This is a genomic window from Jiella flava, from assembly GCF_017349315.1.
Lineage (GTDB): Bacteria > Pseudomonadota > Alphaproteobacteria > Rhizobiales > Rhizobiaceae > Jiella > Jiella flava.
On the sequence record NZ_JAFMPP010000008.1, the window covers coordinates 115213 to 134520 of the forward strand.

General features: G+C 66.1%; 15 protein-coding genes. 1 reads left to right on the top strand and 14 read right to left on the bottom strand.

Annotation, left to right across the window (positions count from 1 at the left end; all coding sequences use genetic code 11):
• Window positions 1–44 precede the first annotated feature (44 nt).
• The 4 genes from J1C48_RS10970 to J1C48_RS10985 all read right to left on the bottom strand — a co-directional run bounded on the left by J1C48_RS10970 (window position 45) and on the right by J1C48_RS10985 (window position 4096).
• Window positions 45–911, bottom strand: coding sequence for a shikimate dehydrogenase (locus J1C48_RS10970; protein ID WP_207257885.1), 867 nt, complete (start codon window positions 909–911; stop codon window positions 45–47).
• Entirely contained in the window at window positions 908–2464 is a 1557-nt protein-coding gene (locus J1C48_RS10975; RefSeq protein WP_207257886.1) for a tripartite tricarboxylate transporter permease, read from the bottom strand. The genes J1C48_RS10970 and J1C48_RS10975 overlap by 4 nt, the downstream gene beginning before the upstream one ends.
• A 6-nt stretch (window positions 2465–2470) precedes the next feature.
• Window positions 2471–2983, bottom strand: a complete 513-nt coding sequence (locus J1C48_RS10980; protein WP_207257887.1) for a tripartite tricarboxylate transporter TctB family protein — start codon at window positions 2981–2983, stop codon at window positions 2471–2473.
• Between the two features lie 105 nt (window positions 2984–3088).
• Window positions 3089–4096, bottom strand: coding sequence for a tripartite tricarboxylate transporter substrate-binding protein (locus J1C48_RS10985; RefSeq protein ID WP_207257888.1), 1008 nt, complete (start codon window positions 4094–4096; stop codon window positions 3089–3091).
• Between the two features lie 320 nt (window positions 4097–4416).
• Between J1C48_RS10985 and J1C48_RS10990 the strand changes: the two genes are divergently transcribed.
• Window positions 4417–5067, top strand: a complete 651-nt coding sequence (locus J1C48_RS10990) for a nucleoside/nucleotide kinase family protein (RefSeq protein ID WP_207257889.1) — start codon at window positions 4417–4419, stop codon at window positions 5065–5067.
• A gap of 116 nt (window positions 5068–5183) precedes the next feature.
• Here J1C48_RS10990 and J1C48_RS10995 read toward each other — a convergent pair whose 3' ends face one another.
• The 10 genes from J1C48_RS10995 to J1C48_RS11040 form a co-directional block, all read right to left on the bottom strand.
• Window positions 5184–6518 (bottom strand): aspartate aminotransferase family protein, encoded by a 1335-nt coding sequence (locus J1C48_RS10995; protein WP_207257890.1) that lies wholly within the window; start codon window positions 6516–6518, stop codon window positions 5184–5186.
• 51 nt (window positions 6519–6569) lie between these two features.
• Window positions 6570–8927: a xanthine dehydrogenase family protein molybdopterin-binding subunit gene (locus J1C48_RS11000; RefSeq protein WP_207257891.1), complete on the bottom strand. Its 2358-nt coding sequence runs from the start codon at window positions 8925–8927 to the stop codon at window positions 6570–6572.
• Window positions 8924–9388, bottom strand: coding sequence for a (2Fe-2S)-binding protein (locus tag J1C48_RS11005; protein ID WP_207257892.1), 465 nt, complete (start codon window positions 9386–9388; stop codon window positions 8924–8926). Before J1C48_RS11005 ends, J1C48_RS11000 begins: the two co-directional genes overlap by 4 nt.
• 14 nt (window positions 9389–9402) lie before the next feature.
• Complete coding sequence (locus J1C48_RS11010; protein WP_207257893.1) at window positions 9403–10266, bottom strand: FAD binding domain-containing protein; 864 nt, start codon at window positions 10264–10266, stop codon at window positions 9403–9405.
• A 70-nt stretch (window positions 10267–10336) separates the two neighbouring features.
• Entirely contained in the window at window positions 10337–11362 is a 1026-nt protein-coding gene (locus J1C48_RS11015; protein WP_207257894.1) for an ABC transporter permease subunit, read from the bottom strand.
• Window positions 11355–12380: an ABC transporter permease gene (locus J1C48_RS11020; RefSeq protein ID WP_207257895.1), complete on the bottom strand. Its 1026-nt coding sequence runs from the start codon at window positions 12378–12380 to the stop codon at window positions 11355–11357. Before J1C48_RS11020 ends, J1C48_RS11015 begins: the two co-directional genes overlap by 8 nt.
• On the bottom strand, window positions 12377–13927 hold the full coding sequence (locus J1C48_RS11025) for a sugar ABC transporter ATP-binding protein (protein ID WP_207257896.1): 1551 nt from the start codon (window positions 13925–13927) through the stop codon (window positions 12377–12379). Before J1C48_RS11025 ends, J1C48_RS11020 begins: the two co-directional genes overlap by 4 nt.
• Window positions 13928–14000: 73 nt before the next feature.
• Window positions 14001–15092 (bottom strand): TMAO reductase system periplasmic protein TorT, encoded by a 1092-nt coding sequence (gene torT / locus J1C48_RS11030; RefSeq protein ID WP_207257897.1) that lies wholly within the window; start codon window positions 15090–15092, stop codon window positions 14001–14003.
• Window positions 15093–15176: 84 nt separating this feature from the next.
• Window positions 15177–17135, bottom strand: coding sequence for a hydantoinase B/oxoprolinase family protein (locus J1C48_RS11035; RefSeq protein ID WP_207257898.1), 1959 nt, complete (start codon window positions 17133–17135; stop codon window positions 15177–15179).
• Window positions 17136–17140: 5 nt separating this feature from the next.
• Complete coding sequence (locus J1C48_RS11040) at window positions 17141–19165, bottom strand: hydantoinase/oxoprolinase family protein (protein WP_207257899.1); 2025 nt, start codon at window positions 19163–19165, stop codon at window positions 17141–17143.
• Between the last annotated feature and the right edge of the window lie 143 nt (window positions 19166–19308).

The following is a 19308-nucleotide window of genomic DNA, read 5'->3' on the forward strand; positions in this document are numbered from 1 at the left end:
CGGTTAGACGTCGCAAGAGACGGTCCCGATGACCGCGCCCGCGCTCAGCCATCAAGGCCGAGAAACGTCGCCATCATCCGGTCGGGGCTGGCCTCAAGGCCGGTGAAATGGCCGAAGGCGCGCACCGCTTGGCCGACGGCCATGCCGGCGCCGCCCATCGCCCGGCAGCCGCTCGCCTTGGCGGCCAGCACCAGCGCCGTCTCCAGCGGAAAATAGTTGACGTCGGCGACGAACATTCGGTCGTTCAGCCGCTCGACCGGATAGGGGACGCCCGGATGCCGCGCCGTGCCGATCGGGGTGGCGTTGACGATGCCGTCGTAGCGGCCGTCGATGGTCTCGACGCGTCGCACTCGGTCCGGTCCGAAGCGGGCGCCCACTGCGGCAACGAGGCTTGTTGCCCGTTCGGCATGCGGATCGAAGACCGACAGCCGTTCGACGCCATTTTGCATCAGGCCGAAGGCGACGGCGAGACCCGCTCCGCCCGCGCCAAGCTGCAGCACCGTGGTCCGCTCGGCGCCGGCCATGTCAGTCGCAAAACTGTCCGAGAAGCCGCCGAGATCGGTGTTATGGCCGATCCGCCGAGCGTTGCGAAACACCACCGTATTGACCGCGCCGAGCATTTCGGCTTCCGGCCCGAGCGCGTGGAGATGGTCTCGCACGGCGATCTTGAACGGGAAGGTGATGTTGAGGCCGGCATAGCCGCATTGTTCCGTCGCGCTCACAAGATCGCCGAGCGCCGGTGGGCTGGTCATCGCCGCGACGTCGAACAGGCGGTAGATGGTGCGAAATCCGTGCGCCGCGCCTTCGGCCTCCTGCATGGCGGGGGTGCGCGACAGGCCGATACCGTCGCCGATCAGGCCGAGGGTCAGGGTCTCGGGCGTGCCGAGCGCGGCGGCGGTGAAGGGCGTCATCGACCGCCTTCAGACCCGGTCGCGGCGGCCGGGCGTGCAGGGTCGGCCTTCGCGCGCAGCGCCTCGCGGCGGCCGCGCCAGCGCTTCCACGGCGGGGTCTGCGAGAAGAAGATGAAGAGCACCGCCAAAAACAGGGTGAGGGAGAGCGGGCTGGAGACGAGGCCGAGGAAGAAATCGGGCAGGCTGCCGCGCTCGGAGATGATCGCCCGCCGCCAGTTGTCGTCGAGCAGACGCGAAAGAATGACGCCGAGAATGATCGGCCCGAGCGGATAGCCATAGAGCTTCAGGAAGTAGCCGAAGACCCCGAAGCCCAGCATCCAGTAGACGTCGGTGATCGAGTTGTTCACCGCATAGGCGCCGACGATCGACAGCAGCATGATCAGCGGTACCAGGACGGCACGCGGCATCTCGACGATCTTGACGAACAGCTTGATGCCGGTCAGGCCGAAGAGCAGCATGCAGAAATTGGCGAGCACCAGGCCGCCGACGATGAACCAGAACATGTCCGGCTTTTCGACCATCAGCATTGGCCCGGGATTGAGACCGTGGATGAACAGGGCGCCGATCATGATCGCGGTCACTGCGTCGCCCGGAATGCCGAGCGTCATCATCGGGATGAAGGCGCCGCCGACGGCGGCGTTGTTGGCCGTTTCGGGCGCCACCAGTCCCTCGATCGCGCCGTCGCCGAAGGCGCGCTCGGGATTGCGGGTTACCCGCTTGGCATGGTCATAGGCCATCAGCGCCGCGATGTCGCCGCCGGTGCCGGGCAGGGCGCCGATCAGAACCCCCAGGGCCGAGGTCTGCAGCGACAAAGGCAGATGCTTGCGGATCGTCGCGAAGGACGGAACGATGCGCGAGATCGCCTGGCGGACAGGGGTCTTGTCGATGTGGTGCAGCTGCGACAGCGCCTCTGAGACACCGAACAGGCCGATCATCACCGCGATGAAGGAAATGCCGGACTGCAGCAGCGGGAGATCGAAGGTGAAGCGTTGGGTGAAGGTCAAGGGATCCATGCCGACGGTGCCGAGCATCAGCCCTAGCGCGCCGCAGAAGATGCCCTTGACCAGCGATTCACCCGCCAGCGAGCCGACCAGCAACAGCCCGAGCACGGCCAGCAGCATATAGTCCCGCGGCTGGAAGGTGAGGGCGAAATTTGAAACGAAGGGCGCGGCGACGGCCAAGACGATGATGCCGACGAAGCCGCCGAAGAAGCTCATCGTCGTGGTGATGCCGATGGCTTCGCCGGCCTGGCCGCGCTTGGCCATCGGATAGCCGTCGATCGCCGTGGCGATGGCGGCGGGAGCGCCCGGGATGTTGAGCAGGATCGCCGTGCGCGAGCCGCCGTAGACGCCGCCCATATAGATGCCGATCATCAAGGCGATGGCCGGCATCACGTCCCATGAGAAGGTGAAGGAGATCAGGATCGACACGGCCATCGTCACGGACAGGCCGGGGATCGCGCCGACATAGACGCCGGCAAAGGTGCCGAGCGCGACCAGGGCGAAGAGTTCGGGATGGGTGAAGACCGTGAAGAAGGCGGCAAGGGTGGCCATGGTCGTTCACGCTTTCCCGCTGACAAGATGCCGGATCCAGGCGAGGATCTCGCCCTCCGGCACGATGCCCGGCGGCACCAGCACGGTGAAGACGATGCGAAACAGGACGTAGACGAGGATCAGGCTGAAAAGCGCGATCAGCGCCGCATGGATGATCGAGCGCTTCGACAGGAGGCGGATCGCGACAGTGAGGAAGAGGAAGGAGGTCGGCAGGAAGCCGAGCGGCTCGAGCAGCAGCGCATAGCCGATCAACAGCCCGGCAAAGATCGCGATCATCGGCGGCAAGATGTCGTGCTTGAGCGTTTCCTCGCGATTGGCGGGCGTTTGGGCGGTCTTGAGCAGCACGAGCGCGGCGGTGACGACCATCGCCGCGGTGGTCGCCAGCGGGATCGCGCCCGGCGAACTCAGCGATTCAAAGCCCGCGATGCCATAAGCGCTCCAAAGCAGATACAGGCTGACGAGCAGCAAAACGACCGTGAACACGGTTTCGCCCGGCCGACGCGCTCTTCTGCCGGTCATCGTCTTGTCTCCTGGTCGCACGGTCATGAATTGGGGGTTGGGGAGCCCCACCGCCGATGACGGGTGGGGCTCGTTGGGATCGGCGCTGACGCCCCTCTTTATGGCCTACGGCTTCGGGATGCCAAAGGTTTCCGGCGACGCCTTGGTCAGGCCGGCATCCTGCAGCAACCACGTGGTATTCTGCTGCCACTTGGTCATGAAGTCCTGAGCCTCATCGCCGTTGATGTTCATCAGCGTGAAGCCGCGATTCTTCATCAGCGTCTTGAAGCTGTCCGCATTGGCCGCCTGCTTGAAGGCGTCCTGCAACTTGGCGACGGCCTCCTTCGGCGTACCCTTCGGCGCGAAGATGCCGAAGAACGGGCCCCAGGGCAGGAACTTGGCGAATTTCTGGTTCGCGTCGGTGATCGGCTTGACCTGCGGCAGCTGATCGGCCGGCTCCTTGGCGATGATGGCGAGCGGCTTCATCTTGCCGGCCTTGATGCCTTCGATTGCGGCGCCGAGAACGGCCGGCATGACGTCGATCGCCTTGCTCTGCAGGGCCGTCAGCGCCGAGCCGTCGCCGTCATAGGGAACGAAGGTGACGGGCAGCTTGCCCTCGACGCTCTCGATCATCGCGGTGACGACGGAAGGCAGACCGCCGGGGCCGGTCGAGCCAAACTTCACCTCATCCGGATGGGCCTTCACATAGGCGATCATCGACTTGTAATCGTCGAAGGGGGCGTCCGGCCGGGCGACGAGAATGCCGGTCCCGCGCGCCAGAATATCGATCGGGACGAAGTCGCTGTAATCCTTGGTGCCGAGTCCCATCACCTTGTAGAGCAGCGGGTTTTCCGCGCCCATCAGGAGAGTATAGCCGTCGGCCTTGCCGCTTGCGACTTTGTTGAGGGCAATTGCGCCGACGCCGCCAGTGATGTTCTGCAGCACGATCGACTGATCGAGCACATCCTCCGCCTTGGGGCTGACGGCGCGCATGACCGTGTCGGTCGAACCGCCTGCGCCCCATTGGATGACACCCTGGATCTCCTTGGTCGGATATTGCTGAGCCTGGGACGGCGACGCGGATAAGGCGAGCGTTGCGGCAATGGCGGCGGCAACGAATGGGGCAAATTTCACAGTGATCCTCCCATCGGGAACGTCGGGCGTCCTCCTGAAATGGCGCCGCCGCCCGACTCGCGGCGTCTTGGCGGAACATATTTTCGGCGCGATTTCAACACGTCCGGGCCAAGAGCAAGCGAGGCTGGAGCGGCCGCAATGCAGCATTTTGCGGCTTTTGATCGGGCCTATTCGTCTCGGCCGGGTGATCTCTGAGGACGACCTGGCCGCTTCGCTCTTTTCGCCGCCGTCGCGCTCGGTCATCATGGCAACGGATGCGCGGCGTCAACCGGTCGGTCGGCGCGCACAGAGAAAGAGCGGCAAGGGAAGGCTTTGGACCCATGGCGGAAGAAGTGCGAACGGGCGGCACGGCGGTGTCACGGGAGGCCTTTCTCGAGGCCGCGCTGGCGCTTGGCGGCACCCGGCGCAAGATCGTTGCGGTGGCCGGGGCGCCGGGGGCCGGCAAGAGCACGCTCGCCGACTGGCTGGTCGACGCGATCAATGCGCGCCAAGCCGGCAGCGCGGCGGTGCTGCCGATGGACGGCTACCATTACGACGACCGGGTGCTGGAAGCGCGCGGCGATCGGCCGCGCAAGGGCGCGCCCCACACCTTCGACGTCGATGGTTTGGCGGTCACGCTCGCCCGGCTCGCCGCCGATGACGGCCGCGACGTTGCGGTGCCGGTGTTCGATCGCAGCATCGAGATCGCCCGGGCGGGTGCCCGGATCATCACGCCGGAGGCGCGTCTGATCGTTGCCGAGGGCAATTACCTCTTGCTCGACGAACCGGCCTGGGCGCCGCTGCGGGCGTCCTTCGCGCTGACGGCGATGCTCGACGTGCCGGAGCCGATCTTGCGCCAGCGTCTCCTGGATCGTTGGCTCGGCTTCGGCCTTGCGGGCGACGCACTGACGACGAAGCTTGAAGGCAATGATTTCATCAATATGCGGACGGTGCTTGAGAAAAGCATCGAGCCCGACATGCGGATCATGTGAGCCGCCACGGGCGGCTCACATGGCGTTTTCGGCGGTTTGATGGGCCGGCTTGTAAACGCGCGGCGCGCGCCCTTCGATTTGGCGCGCGCCCAGTCTGAATGCCCGTTGTGTCGGGCTTATGCCAGCCGGTCGAGCGCCCGGCCGACGGCGGCGAACATCTGATCGACTTCCTCGGCGGTGATGATCAGCGGCGGGCAAAGGCAGAAGGCGTCGCCCACCGCGCGGCCGATGACGCCCTCTTCGAGTGCCGCCGCCGCCATCGCCGTGCCGGCCATGCCCGGCTCGCCATCGGGATGCAGTTCGAGGGCACCGATCATGCCGATGCCGCGCTTGAGCTTGACCCTCGGATGGCGGCTGAGCGCGTCGAGATGGCCAAGAAAGCGCGGCGCGAGCGTCCGGCAGTTGCCGACGAGGTCGCGTTCTTCGATGATCTTGATGTTTTCGAGCGCAACGGCGGTCGCCACCGGATGACCGGAGGCCGTGAAGCCATGGCCGAAGACGCCGATCCGGTCGGACTCGTCGGCGATCGGCGCGTAGAAATTCTCGCTCATCAGCACCGCGGCGATCGGCATGTAGGACGAGGCCATCTGCTTGGAGATCACCATCACATCCGGCTGCATGCCGAAGGTTTCGGTGCCGAACCAGTTGCCGGTGCGCCCGAAGCCGGTGATCACCTCGTCAGCGACAAGCAGGATATCATATTTCTTCAGGACCGCCTGGATCTCCTGCCAGTAGGTCTCCGGCGGCACATAGACGCCGCCCGAGCCCATCACCGGCTCGCCGAAGAAGGCGGCGATCGTCTCCGGACCCTCTTCGAGGATCAACTTCTCCAGTTCGCTCGCCATGCGCTTGGAGAAGGCGACCTCGCTCTCGCCGGGCTCGGCCATCGTATCGAAGTCCGGGCAGTGGGTGTGGCGCATGCGATCGAGCGGCAGATCGAAGCTCGCATGGTTGCGGGCGAGGCCGGTGATCGACCCCGACGCGATGGTGACGCCGTGATAGCCCTTGGTGCGACCGATAACCTTCTTCTTCTCCGGCTTGCCGAGGGCGTTGGAGCGATACCAGCAGAGCTTGACGACAAGATCGTTGGCCTCAGAGCCGGAGGAGGTGAAATGCACCTTCGACATCGGCACCGGCGCGATATTTATCAGCTTCTCGGCCAGCTCCACTGACGGGCCATGGGTCTTGTAGGAGAAGAGATGGTAGTAGGCCAGCTTCTCCATCTGCGCCTTGGCGACGGCGGCCAGCCGCTTCTCGCCAAAGCCGACGGCCACCGACCAGAGCCCGGCGAGACCTTCGAAATAGCGCTTGCCCTCGGTGTCGAAGACATAGACGCCTTCGCCACGATCGATCACCAGCGAGCCGATCTTCTCGTGCTCGCGCAGATTGACGAGGGGGTGCATCTGAAAGGCCTTGTCGCGGGCTTCGATCGAATTCGGTATCTGGCTCATGGGGGTCCTCTTGGGTCGTTCCGATCCGTCGCATTGCCGTCGGCCTGTCGCTTAGAAGTCCGGCGGCAGGCGGTTGTCGATATGGCGATCTTTGATATGGGCAAATCGCGGCGGAGGTGCTGAATCGAGCAACAGCGCGAGCACCTTTGGCGGGGTCAACGGCAGGGCATGCACCGCTTTGCCGGTGGCATTGGCAACGGCGCAGGCGATCGTCGCGCCGACATTGAGGATCGGCACCTCGCCGGCGCCCTTGGTGCCGAGCGGGCCGATCGAGGGCGCGCCCTCATGCAGCTCGATCGCGACCGGGACGACGTCGCCGGCGAGCGGCACGCGGTAGGTCTCGAAGCTGTTTTGCCGGATCTGGCCGGTGGGGCCGACATCGGCCTCCTCGTGCAGGGCATAGCCGAGACCCTGCACCACGCCGCCCTGGACTTGGCCGTGGATCGCCCGTGGATTGAGCGCCTTGCCGACGTCCTGCACGACACGGTAGGCGAGCACCTCGACATGGCCGGTGTCGGGATCGACGGCGATGTCGCAGTCGTGGACGGCGAAGACCGGGATATCGAGCGCTTCGATGAAATGGCCCGCGCAGCAACCGGCCATGGCCGGTGTGTTGGCGGCGGCAAAGGCGCCGGTGCCGGCGATCGGTCCAAGGTGCAACTGGGCGTGGCTCGCGACCTCGGCGATGGAAAGGCCCGAGCCCTTGGCGCCGGCGATCTCGATCCGGCCATCGGCGAGCACCAGATCCTCGCTCGCCGCCTCCAGCATGTCGCTCGCGACCTTCAACAGCTTGGTGCGCACGTCCAGCGCCGCCGTGCGGCTCGCCGCGCCGAGCGAGACAGTGGTCCGCCCGCCGCCGACGCCGACATCGTAGCCGGCGGCATCGGTATCGGCGGCCCGCACCGTTACCTGCTCGGGCGACAGGCCGAGGATCGCGGCGACGATCTGCGGCAGCGCCTGCTGGGTCGAGCCGGAGCCGATTTCGACGCCGGAGGTGACGAGCGTCGCGCTGCCGTCGGCGTTCATGTTGACGGTCGCCGCCGACGGTCCGGTGAAGACGAACCAGGTGCCGACGGTGGTGGCGCGGCCGTGCAGGCGGCCGTCGGACAGTGGCGCGACGGGCGTTTGCGCCCGCAAAGTCTCCATCTTCGCCATCATCGGGCGCAGCACCTCGCCCTCGAAGACCTGGCCGGTGGCGCCGAGATCGCCGTCGCCGATGACGTTCAGCCGGCGAAACGCGTCCGGCGCCGTGCCGATCCGCGCGGCGATTTCGTCGGTGTGCCGCTCCAGCGCAAAGGTGTTGTAGACGCCGTTGCAGGCCCGGAACGCGCCGTTGGGCGCGGTGTTGGTATAGACCGCGCGCGAGACGATCCGTGCCGCGCCGAGCTTGTAGTTGCCGCCCAGCGTATGGGCGGTCATCGTGGTCAGGAACACCTGTTCGCCGCCATAAGCGCCGCAATCCATCAGCACCACCGCCTCGCGGCCGGCGATCGTCCCGTCCGGCGCGATCGCCGAGCGGATGCGGATCTGCGCGTTCTCGCGAAACAGGCAGGTCTCCATCTCCTCGCGCCGGCTGTTGACCAGCCGCACCGGGCGGCCGCTCTTGCGGGCGAGGATCGCCGCGAAGGGTTCGAGGGCGCAGTCGAATTTCAGCCCGAAGCCACCCCCGACCGGCGGCACCGTCACCCGGACGGCGGAGGGCGGAATGCCGAGAACCGTCGCCGTGGTGTTGCGTACCGTCCAGGGCACCTGGGTCGAGCTCTCGATGTGAAACCGGCCATCTTCAAAATGCGCGACCGTCGCGCGCGGTTCGAAGGAGACGTGGTTCTGCCGGCAGACCTCGAAATCGGTCTCGACGATGGTGACGTCGTCGCGGGCAAAGACGGCGTCGACATCGCCGCGATCGACGCTCGCCTCCCAGGCGACGTTGCCGCCGCGTTTGCCGCCGGCATGCAGGAGTTCGTAGCTCGGCCAGTCCGGATGGACGAGCGGCGCGTCCTCGGCCAGCGCGTGCGCCATGCCAAGAACTGCCGGCAGCGGTTCGATCTCGACAGCGATGGCGGCGAGGGCGGCTTTTGCCTGGGCTTCGGTGTCGGCGGCCACCGCGGCGATCGGCTCGCCGCAATAGCGCACGATGTCGGTGGCAAAGAGTGGGTGATCGGCGATGCCGAGGCCCGCGCGGCCGGGCGCGTCGGCGGCCGTCGCGATTGCCCGCACGCCCGGCATGGCGGCCGCGCGGGAGACGTCGAGACGGCGGATCTTGCCGCTGGCGATGTCGGAGCGCAACAGCGCCGCATGCAGCATGCCGCGATCGCCGCGATCGATGGTGTAGCGGGTGCGGCCCATCAGCTTGTCGCGGGCATCACGCCGGCGCAGGTTCTGGACAGCGCGTTCGGCGACCTCGCTCATTGCCGGCCCTCCATCACGGCGAGTGCGGCATCGACGATACGCTCGTAGCCGGTGCAGCGGCAGACATGGCCGGTGAGGCCGGCTTTGATCGCCGCGCGACTGGCGTCGCATTCGCCCGGCTGGGTCAAATGGGTGAGGCTCACCACCATGCCGGGGAAGCACATGCCGCATTGCACGGCGTCATGGGCTTCCAGCGCCGCCTGAACAGGTGGCGGCGTATCGGCCGACGTCAGTCCCTCGACGGTTTCGACCTTGCCGCCTTCGACAAGGGCGATCGGCGTCAGACAGGAGACGGTCGGGATACCGTCGACCAGCACCATGCAGGCGCCGCAAAAGCCTTCGCGGCAGACCGGCTTGGCGCCGGTGAGATGGCAGTCGTCGCGCAACACGTCGATCAGCGGCGTCATCGGTGGAGCGGCGAATTCGCGCTCTTCGCCGTTGAGCGTCAGGCGGATGGTCATAGCGCTTCCTTATGTCATGTGGCCGCCGAGGTCAGAGCGGCAAAAGCCCGGCCCACGAGGACGGGGAGCACGTGGACGCGGTACCAACCGGGCGCCTCGACGCCGTCGCGTCCTGTGAACCGGTCGGCGCGAGGCCGAGCGATCGCGGCAACGTCCACCGCGGCGATGGGCTGGCCGGCGAGGGCCTCCTCAAGCGCCGTCCAGCGGCGCGGCACCCCCTCGACCGAACCGACGGCGATCCTGGCCTCGACGATCCTGTCGGCGTCGTCGAGGCGAACCGCGACCGAAACGATCGCCACCGGATAATCACCCGCCTTGCGCAGCGGCAGGCGACTGTGGGCACTGCGATGACCGGTTCGCTCGACGATCACCTTCGTCACGATCCGGCCGGGGCCGAGCGCGCCGCGCGCGGCGAGAAACGCCTCCATCGTCAGCCGCTCACTGCCGGCGGCATCGGCGACCTCGACACTGGCATCGAGGCCAAGCAGCGCGGTGGCAAGATCGGGAGCCGGAAAACGTCGGGCGCACAGATTGCCGCCGACGGTCGCGGCGTGGCGGATCGCTGGATTGGCCGACTGAGCCGCGGCATTCCGAAGCGCCGCCAAGTCGTCACAGCGCTCGAGTGCGGCGGCGAGCATCGCATGGGTGGCGCTGGCACCGATTTCGACGCGCTTGGCGCTGATCTTGATCCGCCGCAATTCGGCGATACGGCCGAGTGCGACATAGGCGTGCGCCATCGGCTCGTCGCGCAGCGGAGCCCGCATGATCCAGGTGCCGCCGGCGAGCGGTGTGCCGTCGGCGCCGAGTTCGGCGAGACTGGCCAGCGCATCGGCGAGCGTCTCGGGAACAATGATGGCTGGCGAAGACAGAGGACTCATCGGCGTCTCGCTCTTGAATGAGGCGGAGGCGGAGGCATGTGCCCGGCGCGCCGCCACCACTACGATTGGCTCAGCGGGTCTCAAGCCGTAGCCTGTCGATGACGACGCCAAGGATGACGATCGCGCCAAGAACGATCATCTGCACATATCCGTCGATGCGGGTGAGATTCATGCCGTTCGACAAAATGGTGATGAACAGGGCGCCGAGCACCGCCGATCCGACGCCCCCGCGTCCGCCGGCGAGGCTGGTGCCGCCAACGACCGCCGCCGCGATCGACTGCAGCGATAGCGTGCCGCCGAGATTGGGCTGACCGGAGCCGGTGCGCGCCGTCATCATCAGCGCGCCGAGTGCCGCCAGGCCCGAGCAGAGCATGTAAGCGTAGACGAGCAGCCGCTTCACGGGAATGCCGGCGACGGCGGCGGCCTGCGGATTGGTGCCGATGATGTAGAGCGAGCGGCCGAACACCGTGCGCGAGAGGACGACGTAGAGCACCAGCCCGACGACCAGGGCGATGACGATCGGCGCGGGCAGGCCGAAGACCGTACCGGTGTAGAAGAAGCTCGCGAAGGAGCTCGCAATGCCCTGCACCGGCCGGCCGCCGGAAATGGTGGTGGCGACGCCGAGGGTGATGTTCATGCTGCCAAGCGTCGCGACCAGGGGGCTGACGCCCAAGAACGCGACGACGATGCCGTTGAACAGGCCGCACAGGCCCGCCAGCGCAAAGCCGCCGAGGATTGCGGCGACCACCACCAACAGGCCGTTGGCATCGGCCCCGCCCATCGCCGCCATCGACAGCGCGGCACCGACGCTCACCATCGACACCGTCGGCCCGAGCGACAGATCGAAGCCGCGGGTTAGGATCACCACCATCTGCGCCATCGCGAACAGCGCCAGATAGCTGGTCTGCTGGGCGATGTTGAGGAGGTTGTAGGTGCTCAGGATCCGCTGATCGGCGAGGCCGAAGCCGCCGAGCAGAAGAAGGACGGCGATCGGCAAAGCGAGCTGGCGCAGCCATTCTGTACCGAGCGAGCGCTTCTCGTCGGGGGCTTTGACCGTCGATGGATCTGCGGGCGCGGCGAGATTGACGTCAGACACTGGACATTCTCCGACGGCTGAATTCGTCGAGGGCGACGGCGACGACCATGATCAACCCCAGAAAGATCGGCTGCAGCCGGGAATCGACGTGGAGAAGGTTGAGGGCGTTCGACAGGATCGTGAGGAACAGCGCGGCAACCGCGACGACCTCGACCCGGCCGATCCCGCCACGCAGGCTGACGCCGCCGATCACCGCGGCGGCGATCGACTGCAGCATCATCGTATCGCCGCCGAGCGTTGCCTGGCCGGAGCCGACGAGCGCCGTCAGCAAGATCCCGACCAGGGCGGCCAGCACGCCCGACAGGACATAGGTGCCGACGAGATGGCGGCGGATCGAAACGCCCGAGACGACGGCCGCTTCCTGATTGCCGCCGATGGCGTAGACATAGCGTCCGAACAGCGTGCGGCGCTGCACGAAGGCGATGACCATGACGATGGCGAGGCCGATATAGATGGCGATCGGAAAACCCAGGACTTGCGATCGGCCGATCGCCTTCACGAAGCTGTTCGGCATGCCGTAGACCGGGATGCCGTTGGTCAGAAGCAGGCCGATGCCGGCGGTGGCCGACATCGTGCCGAGGGTGACGACGAAGCCGGAGACTTTGAGCCGCGAGACGCAGAGGCCGTTGAACAGGCCGATCGCAAAGCCCGAGCCGAGACCGGCGAGAACTCCGAGCACGGCGACGAGAAGCTCCGGCCCGCCGAGCGCGGTCGACAGCGCCGCCATCACCTTGGCGGTGACGACACTCGACAGGGCGACAACCGCGCCGACCGACAGATCGAAGCCACCGGCAATAATCACCAGCGCCTGGCCGCAGGCGATGATCGCCAAGAAGGAGGCCATGCGCAGGATGTTGAGGACGTTCAGCCAGCCGAGGAAATAGGGTGACATCAGCGAAGTGCCGACGACCACGATCAGCAGCAGCAGCGGCAACAGGCCGACCCGCAACAGGCTGTGCAGGATGTCGCGCGAGGCCGAACTGGTGTTGTGGGCGGGAAGAGCGACGGTCGAACTCATGCCGCTTTCTCCCTTTTTTCTTCCTCGAAGAAGCTCGACAGAACGTTTTGCTCGGTCCGCTGATCGCCTTCCAAAAGCGCCGCGATCTTGCCGTGATGCATGACATACAGGCGGTTGGAAAGCGCCAGCACCTCCGGCAACTCGGACGAGACCACCACCACCGCGGCGCCCTGTTCCACCAAGCGCTTGATGAATTCGTAGACCTCGACCTTTGCGCCGACATCGATGCCGACGCTGGGCTCGTCGAAGAGGAAGATGTCGAGGTCGCGGGCCATCGCCCGGCCGAGCATCACCTTCTGGCGGTTGCCGCCGGACAGGTTGCCGACCGCGCGCTCGATGTTGGGCGGCCTGAGCTTCAACGTCTCCATGATCGGTTTGACCAGCGCGCGCTCGGCAAATTGCCGGATGACGCCGCCGCGCTGGTAGCGCGGCAGGTCGAGCGCCGCCATCGAGACGTTTTCGCGGATCGGGCGTGTCAGCGCCAAGCCCTCGGCACCGCGACTGGCCGGGAAATAGGCAACGCCGCGTCGCAGGCTGGAGCGCGGATCGAGCTTTTCGATCGTCTCGCCGCGCAGGCGGACTGTGCCCTCGGCGACCGGCTCGATGCCGTAGATCGCCCGGACCAGCTCGGACTTACCGCAGCCGACCAGCCCGGCGATGCCGGTAATCTCGCCGGCTCTGGCGACGAAGTCGACGCCGGCGACTTGGCCATCGGCGGTCGTGAGATTTTCGACTTCGATCGCCGGCGTACCGGGCGTATGGGTGATCGTCGGAAACAGGACGTCGATCCGCCGGCCGGTCATCAGTTCGACGAGCTCGCCGTCGGTGACCGTCGCTGCCTTCAGCGTCTTGATGTGCCTCCCGTCGCGCAGCACCGTCACCCGGTCGGCCAGCGCGCGGATCTCGCGCATGCGGTGGGAGACGTAGATGATGCCGACGCCCTGGCTCTTCAGCTTGGCGATCAGCTCGAACAGGCGGCCGGTCTCGCGTTCGGTCAGCGAGGCGGTCGGCTCGTCGAGGATCAAAAGCTTGACCTTGCCGAGCAGCGCCTTGGCGATCTCCGCCATCTGCTGATGGGCGCGCGACAGGCGGTCCACACGGGCTTTGGGATCAAGGTCGAAGCCGAGTTCGTCGATCAGCTCGCGGGCGCGATGGCGCATGGCACGGGTGTCGAGAAAGCCGCCGGTCGCGCTTTCGCGGCCGAGGAACAAGTTCTCCTCGACGGTCAGGCTCGGCACCAGCGAGAACTCTTGGAACACCGGGCTGATGCCGATCGTGCGGGCCTCGCTGGGGCTGAGCTCTCCGACATCCCGCCCGGCGAAGCGGAAGCTGCCGCTGGACGGCGGGAAGGTGCCGGAAATGACGTTGATCAGGGTCGACTTGCCCGCGCCGTTTTCGCCGAAAAGCACATGAAGTTCACCGGCGCGCACGTCGAGATCCACGCCGTCGAGGGCGAGCACGCCCGGAAAGCGCTTGGTGATGTTGGAAAGAACGAGCAGCGGCTCGGCGGTGTCCTTTGGGGCACCAGAGCCTTCGGCGGTCGTCATTGGGCCGTCTCCCTGCGATGCGGAAGGCGGGCCGGCCGTCATGCCGGCCCGCCATTGTGGGCTGGTCGCCGCGTTATTTTGCGGTCACCGAATATTCCGGGTTCCAGTCGGTCGGCGCCAAAACTAGATCCATGTTCAGCGACTTGACGTTGTTCTGGTCGATCACCTTGGCCTTCGGCTGCACCAGTTTGATCACCGGCTTTTTTTCCAGAAGACGCACGGCCTGGTCGATGGCGATCGCCCCCTCGGCCACCGGATACTGGGTGGCGAAGGCGAGGATCTGGCCGTTGTTCAAGGCGTCGAGCATCGCCTGGTTCTCGTAGGACGAGATGATCTTCATGTCCGGGCGGCCGGCGAGCTGCACCGCGCCGATCGCGGCCTCGGCCGTCGGGGCCGTGCCCCAGATGACATTCATGTTCGGGTAGGTCTGCAGCGCATCTTGAACCAGCCGCAGCTGGACCGCAACGCCGGAGTCGCCGAACTTCTTGTCGAGGATCTTGATGTTCTTCTGATCCTTGACGGTTTCTTCGAAGCCCTTTTCAAAATCCTCCGCCCAGCCGGAGCCGGCCGGTCCGGGGAAGGTGACGACATTGGCTTCTTCGTCCTTGCCGAGATTGGCGATCAGGCCCTTGGCCGTTACCGAGCCCATGTCGACGAAATCGACGTAGTTGGCGGCGGGCAGGGCGTCCTTCGGCATCGGGTTGGTGACGCCGACGACCGGGATGCCCTTCGCCTTGGCCTCGGCGAACTTCTGCTTGAAGGCGGCGCCGGTGATCGCCCCGATGACGATGGCATCGGCGCCGCTCGCCATGCAGTCATCGAACTGCGAGATCTGCTTGGGCAGGTTCTCGTAGCCGCCGGCCTCATAGAGGTTCATGTTGACGTGTTCGGCCTTGGCCTGCTGCACGATGCCATAGGCGACGGCGACCCAGAAGCTGTCCTTCATGTGCGGGAAGAGGACGCAGATGTTGTAGGGCTTCTCGGCCTTGTCGAGGGGGGTGTATTCGGCATCCTTCGGCGTGCCCGAGGAGGAATCGTAAATCGGGAACGGCCACCAGGACTTGGTGGGGCTTTCGTCCGCCGCATTGCTCGGCTGCGTCGCGATAAGGACGGCGAGGGAACTCGCCGCGGCCAGAGCGATGCGGGTCTTCAGTTTCGAGGCCATGAGCTGCGATCCTTTCAAAGGGTTCAGGGGCTTTGCGGGGCATGCGATTATCGGGATGGTTGCGGTAGCGGCGCGTGCTTGGAATCAGGCCGGCTTCCATTCAAAGACCGAGCGGCGTTCGAACACCTCGCGGAACTGCCGGGTCGATTCCGGCAGCAACTCGCCGGTTTCCCAGTCGAGGATGACGGCGTGCTGGCGGATGACGTCGAGGGCGTCGATCTCGCCGTCGCGGAAGCGCTGGGCGACTGCTTCGGGATCGGTGCGCGCCCAGTCGACGCGCTGCGCACGGATCTCGGCGCGCCGGGCTGCGGTGGCGGCCTGGTCGATCTCGAATTCGCAGATCTCGGGGTCGATCGCCTTGATGACAACGCCGTAGTCCTTGGCCGCCCGCTCGATCGAGACGTAGTCGTCGATGACGTCTTCAAGCACGAGTTTCGGATCGCGCTCCAGCGGGTCGCCGAAGCCACCGCCGCCGGCGGTCGGACGGGTGAAGACGTCGCCTTCGCCGATCGCGACGTCGGAGAAGATCGCGCCGAGCCGCTCGCGCTTGCCGTCGGCGCCGCGGGTCAGAGTCAGGCCGTGCGGCATGGACGGCAGGCCGCCCTCGATACCCCAGACGACGGCCCGTTCGCGGTCGCAGATATAGGAGATGACGACGTCGTCGCAGGCCAGCATCGTCGAGGTCTTCTTGACGCCGGCGCCACCACGCCAGCGGCCGGGGCCGGGCGAGTCGGTGACGATTTCCATCTCGGTGCACAGGATCGGATTGGCGCGCTCCTGGCCCTCGACCGGCTGGGCCATCATGCCGGTCCCGAAGGAGGCGGTGGTGCAGTTGTTGCCGTCCTTACCGTTGCGTCCGCCCCAACCGCCGGGCAGCCAATCGTAGAACATGAAGATCGACGGGTCCGAGGCGCGGGCGTCCCAGCCGCCGGTCAGGAGATATTCGAGGTTGAAGGCGCAGGCGAGTGCCCGTTCCGGCATCAGCCGCGACCACATCTCGTAGATCGAGTTCATGATCTTTTCGAACGGCATCAGGAAGCCGGTGACCGCCACCGGCCATTTCGCATCGACGATCGAGCCTTCCGGCACGATGATCTCGAAGGCGCGATAGAAGCCGGAATTCAGCGGCAGGTCAGGGAAGAAGGTCTTCATCCCGGCGGCAACCCCCGAGAAGGTGGTGCCGAAGGCGGAATTGTAGATCGAGCCGATCACCGGGTGGCTGCCGGTGAAATCGTAGATCACCTTGTCGCCCTTGATGGTCATCTTGATCTTGATCGGGATCATGCCTTCGCCGCCGGCCGGATCGCGGTCGATGAAGTCGACCGTCTCCCACTCGCCGTCGGGCAGGGCGGCGATGCGCTGGCGCACGGCGCGCTCGACATAGTCCTGGACGGCGCCAAGGCCGGTCGTGATGGTCTCGCGGCCATATTTACCGACCAACCGGTGGATCTCGCGTTCGCACACCCGTGTCGCCTCGGCCTGGGCCTGCATGTCGCCGATGATCGAGGCCGGATCGCGGGTGTTGTGGGCGATCAGGCCGGCGACGTCGCGATGAAGCGTGTTTTTGGAGAACAGCCGCACCGGGGTGATGCGCAGGCCCTCGCGGAACATCTCGCGGGCCGAGACGTCGAAGGAGCCTGGCACCGAACCCCCGACATCCGACCAGTGGCCGTTCGACTGGGAAAAGGCGATGACCTTGCCGTCGGCGAAGATCGGCCGCACCAGCCGCACGTCGGAAAAGTGGGTGCCGCCGGCATAGGGGTCGTTGATGGCGTAGACGTCGCCCTCGTGCATGTCGCCCTCGAACTGCCGCATCACCTCCTGGCAGGTGAAATGCAGGGTGCCGACATGGACGGCGATGTCCTGATTGCCCTGGGCGGCGCATTCGCCCTTGGCATCGTGGAGAGCGCTGGAGAAGTCGTGATTGTAGATGACGAAGGAGTAGCAGGTGCGCAGAACCTGTTCGCCCATCTGATCGACGGCGGTGATGAAGGCGTTCTTCAGAACCTCGAAGGTCACGGGATCGAGCTGTTCGTCGGCCATCGGTCTCAGCCCTTCGTCCGGATGATGATGTTGAGATACTTGTCGACTTCGGCATGGGCCCAGGGCGGGACGACCGTGGTGGAGTCGAACTGTTCGACGATGGCCGGGCCGGAAAGGGCAAAGCCGGCGGGCAGGGTGTCGCGATCAAAGACCGGCGTGTCGTGCGGCTGATCGTCGAACCAGACGGTGCGGCGGCTTTTCGGATCCGGCGTCTCACCGGTCGGCTCATATTCGAGGAGCTTGGCTTTCGGCACCACGCCGATCGCCTTTAGATTGACCCGGAACAGGCTGACTGGGGTGTCGTCGCGGCGGAAGTTGTATTCCCGGTGATGCTCGCGGTGGAAATCCTCGATGAGGTCCGGGATCGAGCGGATCGGGCTCGGGGCTGTGACGGCGAGCGAGCGCCACTGGCCGCGATACATCATGTCGATCGAGCGCTGGAAGACGATGTCCTCGGATTTGACCCCTTCATGGGTCAGGCGGTCGAGCGCCTCCTTTTCGATCCGGGCGAACTGCGCCTCGATCGTCTCCGGATCGGCGGCGGTCGCGTCGACCATGCAGTTTTCCGAAAAGTCGTGCTGCATGTCGACGAGCAGGCAGCCGAGCGCCGACGTGACGCCCGGATTGGGCGGCACGATCACCGCCGGAATGGAGAGTTCGCGCGCCACCGCCGCACCATGCAGCGCGCCGGCGCCACCGAAGGCGACGAGGGCGAAGTCGCGCGGGTCGTAGCCGCGGCTGATCGAGATCAGCCGGACGGCGTCGGACATATTGGCGTTGGCGACCTTGAGGATCGCATCCGCTGCGGCCTCGACCGACAGGTCGAAGGGGTCGGCGACCCCCTCGGCGACTGCTTTGCGGGCCAGCGATGCATCGAGCGTCACCGAGCCGCCGGCCAGACTCGTGCCGAGCCGGCGGAGCGTGACATTCGCGTCAGTGTTGGTCGGCTGTGTGTTGCCGTTGCCGTAGCAAGCCGGGCCCGGATAGGCGCCGGCCGATTGCGGGCCGTTGCGCAGCGAGCCGGCCTCGTCGGTCCATGCGAGCGAGCCGCCGCCGGCGCCGATGGTCATCACCTCGATCGAGGAGAAGCGGATCGGATAGCCGAATTCGATGGACCAGTCCTTGGTCACCCGCGACTGGCCCTCATAGGCGAGCGAGACGTCTGTCGAGGTGCCGCCCATGTCGAGGCCGATGGAATTCGGGAAGCCGCAGAGGCCGGCGATGTGGCGGCTGGCGATGGCGCCGGCGGCAATGCCGGAGCCGGCAAGGCGCGCGGCAAAATCCTTGACGCTCGCCGGCGTCATCACGCCGCCGCCGGTGTGCAGCAGCAGAAGATCGCGCTCGTAGCCCTCCTCGGCCAGCCGGTTGCCGAGACGGTTGGTGTAGCTGACAACGACGGGGCTGAGCGCGGCGTTGACGACGGTGGTGGAGAAGCGCTCGTGCTCGAAGATTTCCGGCAAGACTTCCGACGACACCGAAACCGGGACGTCGGGCATCACCGCAGTGAGGATGTCGCGCATCCGCCTTTCGTTCTCGCCGTTGAGATAGGCGTTCATGAAGCAGACCGCGATCGCGTCGACGCCGCGCCGCTTGAGGATCCGCGCGACCTCGCGGGCGGCCTCCTCGTCGAGCGGCTCGATCACCGCGCCGGCCGCGTCGATACGCTCGGGGACGGTCAGCCGGTCACGCCGCGGGATATAGGGGCGCACGACGTCCTTATAGGCGTCCCAGAGGTCCTCTTTGTTGGCGCGGCGGATCTCGATGACGTCGCGAAAGCCTTGGGTGGAGACCAGCGCGGTGCGCGGCAGGCGACGGGTGATCAGCGCATTGGTGGCGACGGTGGTGCCGTGAGAGAAGAGCGCCACCTTGGACAGGTCGATACCGGCCTTGCCGACGCCGGTCATGATCCCGTCGATCGGGTCGCTGGTCGACGACGTCTTCTCGATCCGGATCCGGCCGGTCTCCTCATCCATGATACAGATGTCGGTAAAGGTTCCCCCGACATCGACGGCTACGCGAAGGTTCTGCACGGTTTCGTTCCCACCTCGTTTGCCCTGCCGTCGCCTTGGCTTGACGATGGCTTTCCGTTGCGTGATGGAAGTGAAGCAGCTTCGAACGGTGCGTTCTTGACGATTGGCGCACGAAATTTTGCGTTTCCGCGCATTCCGGGCTT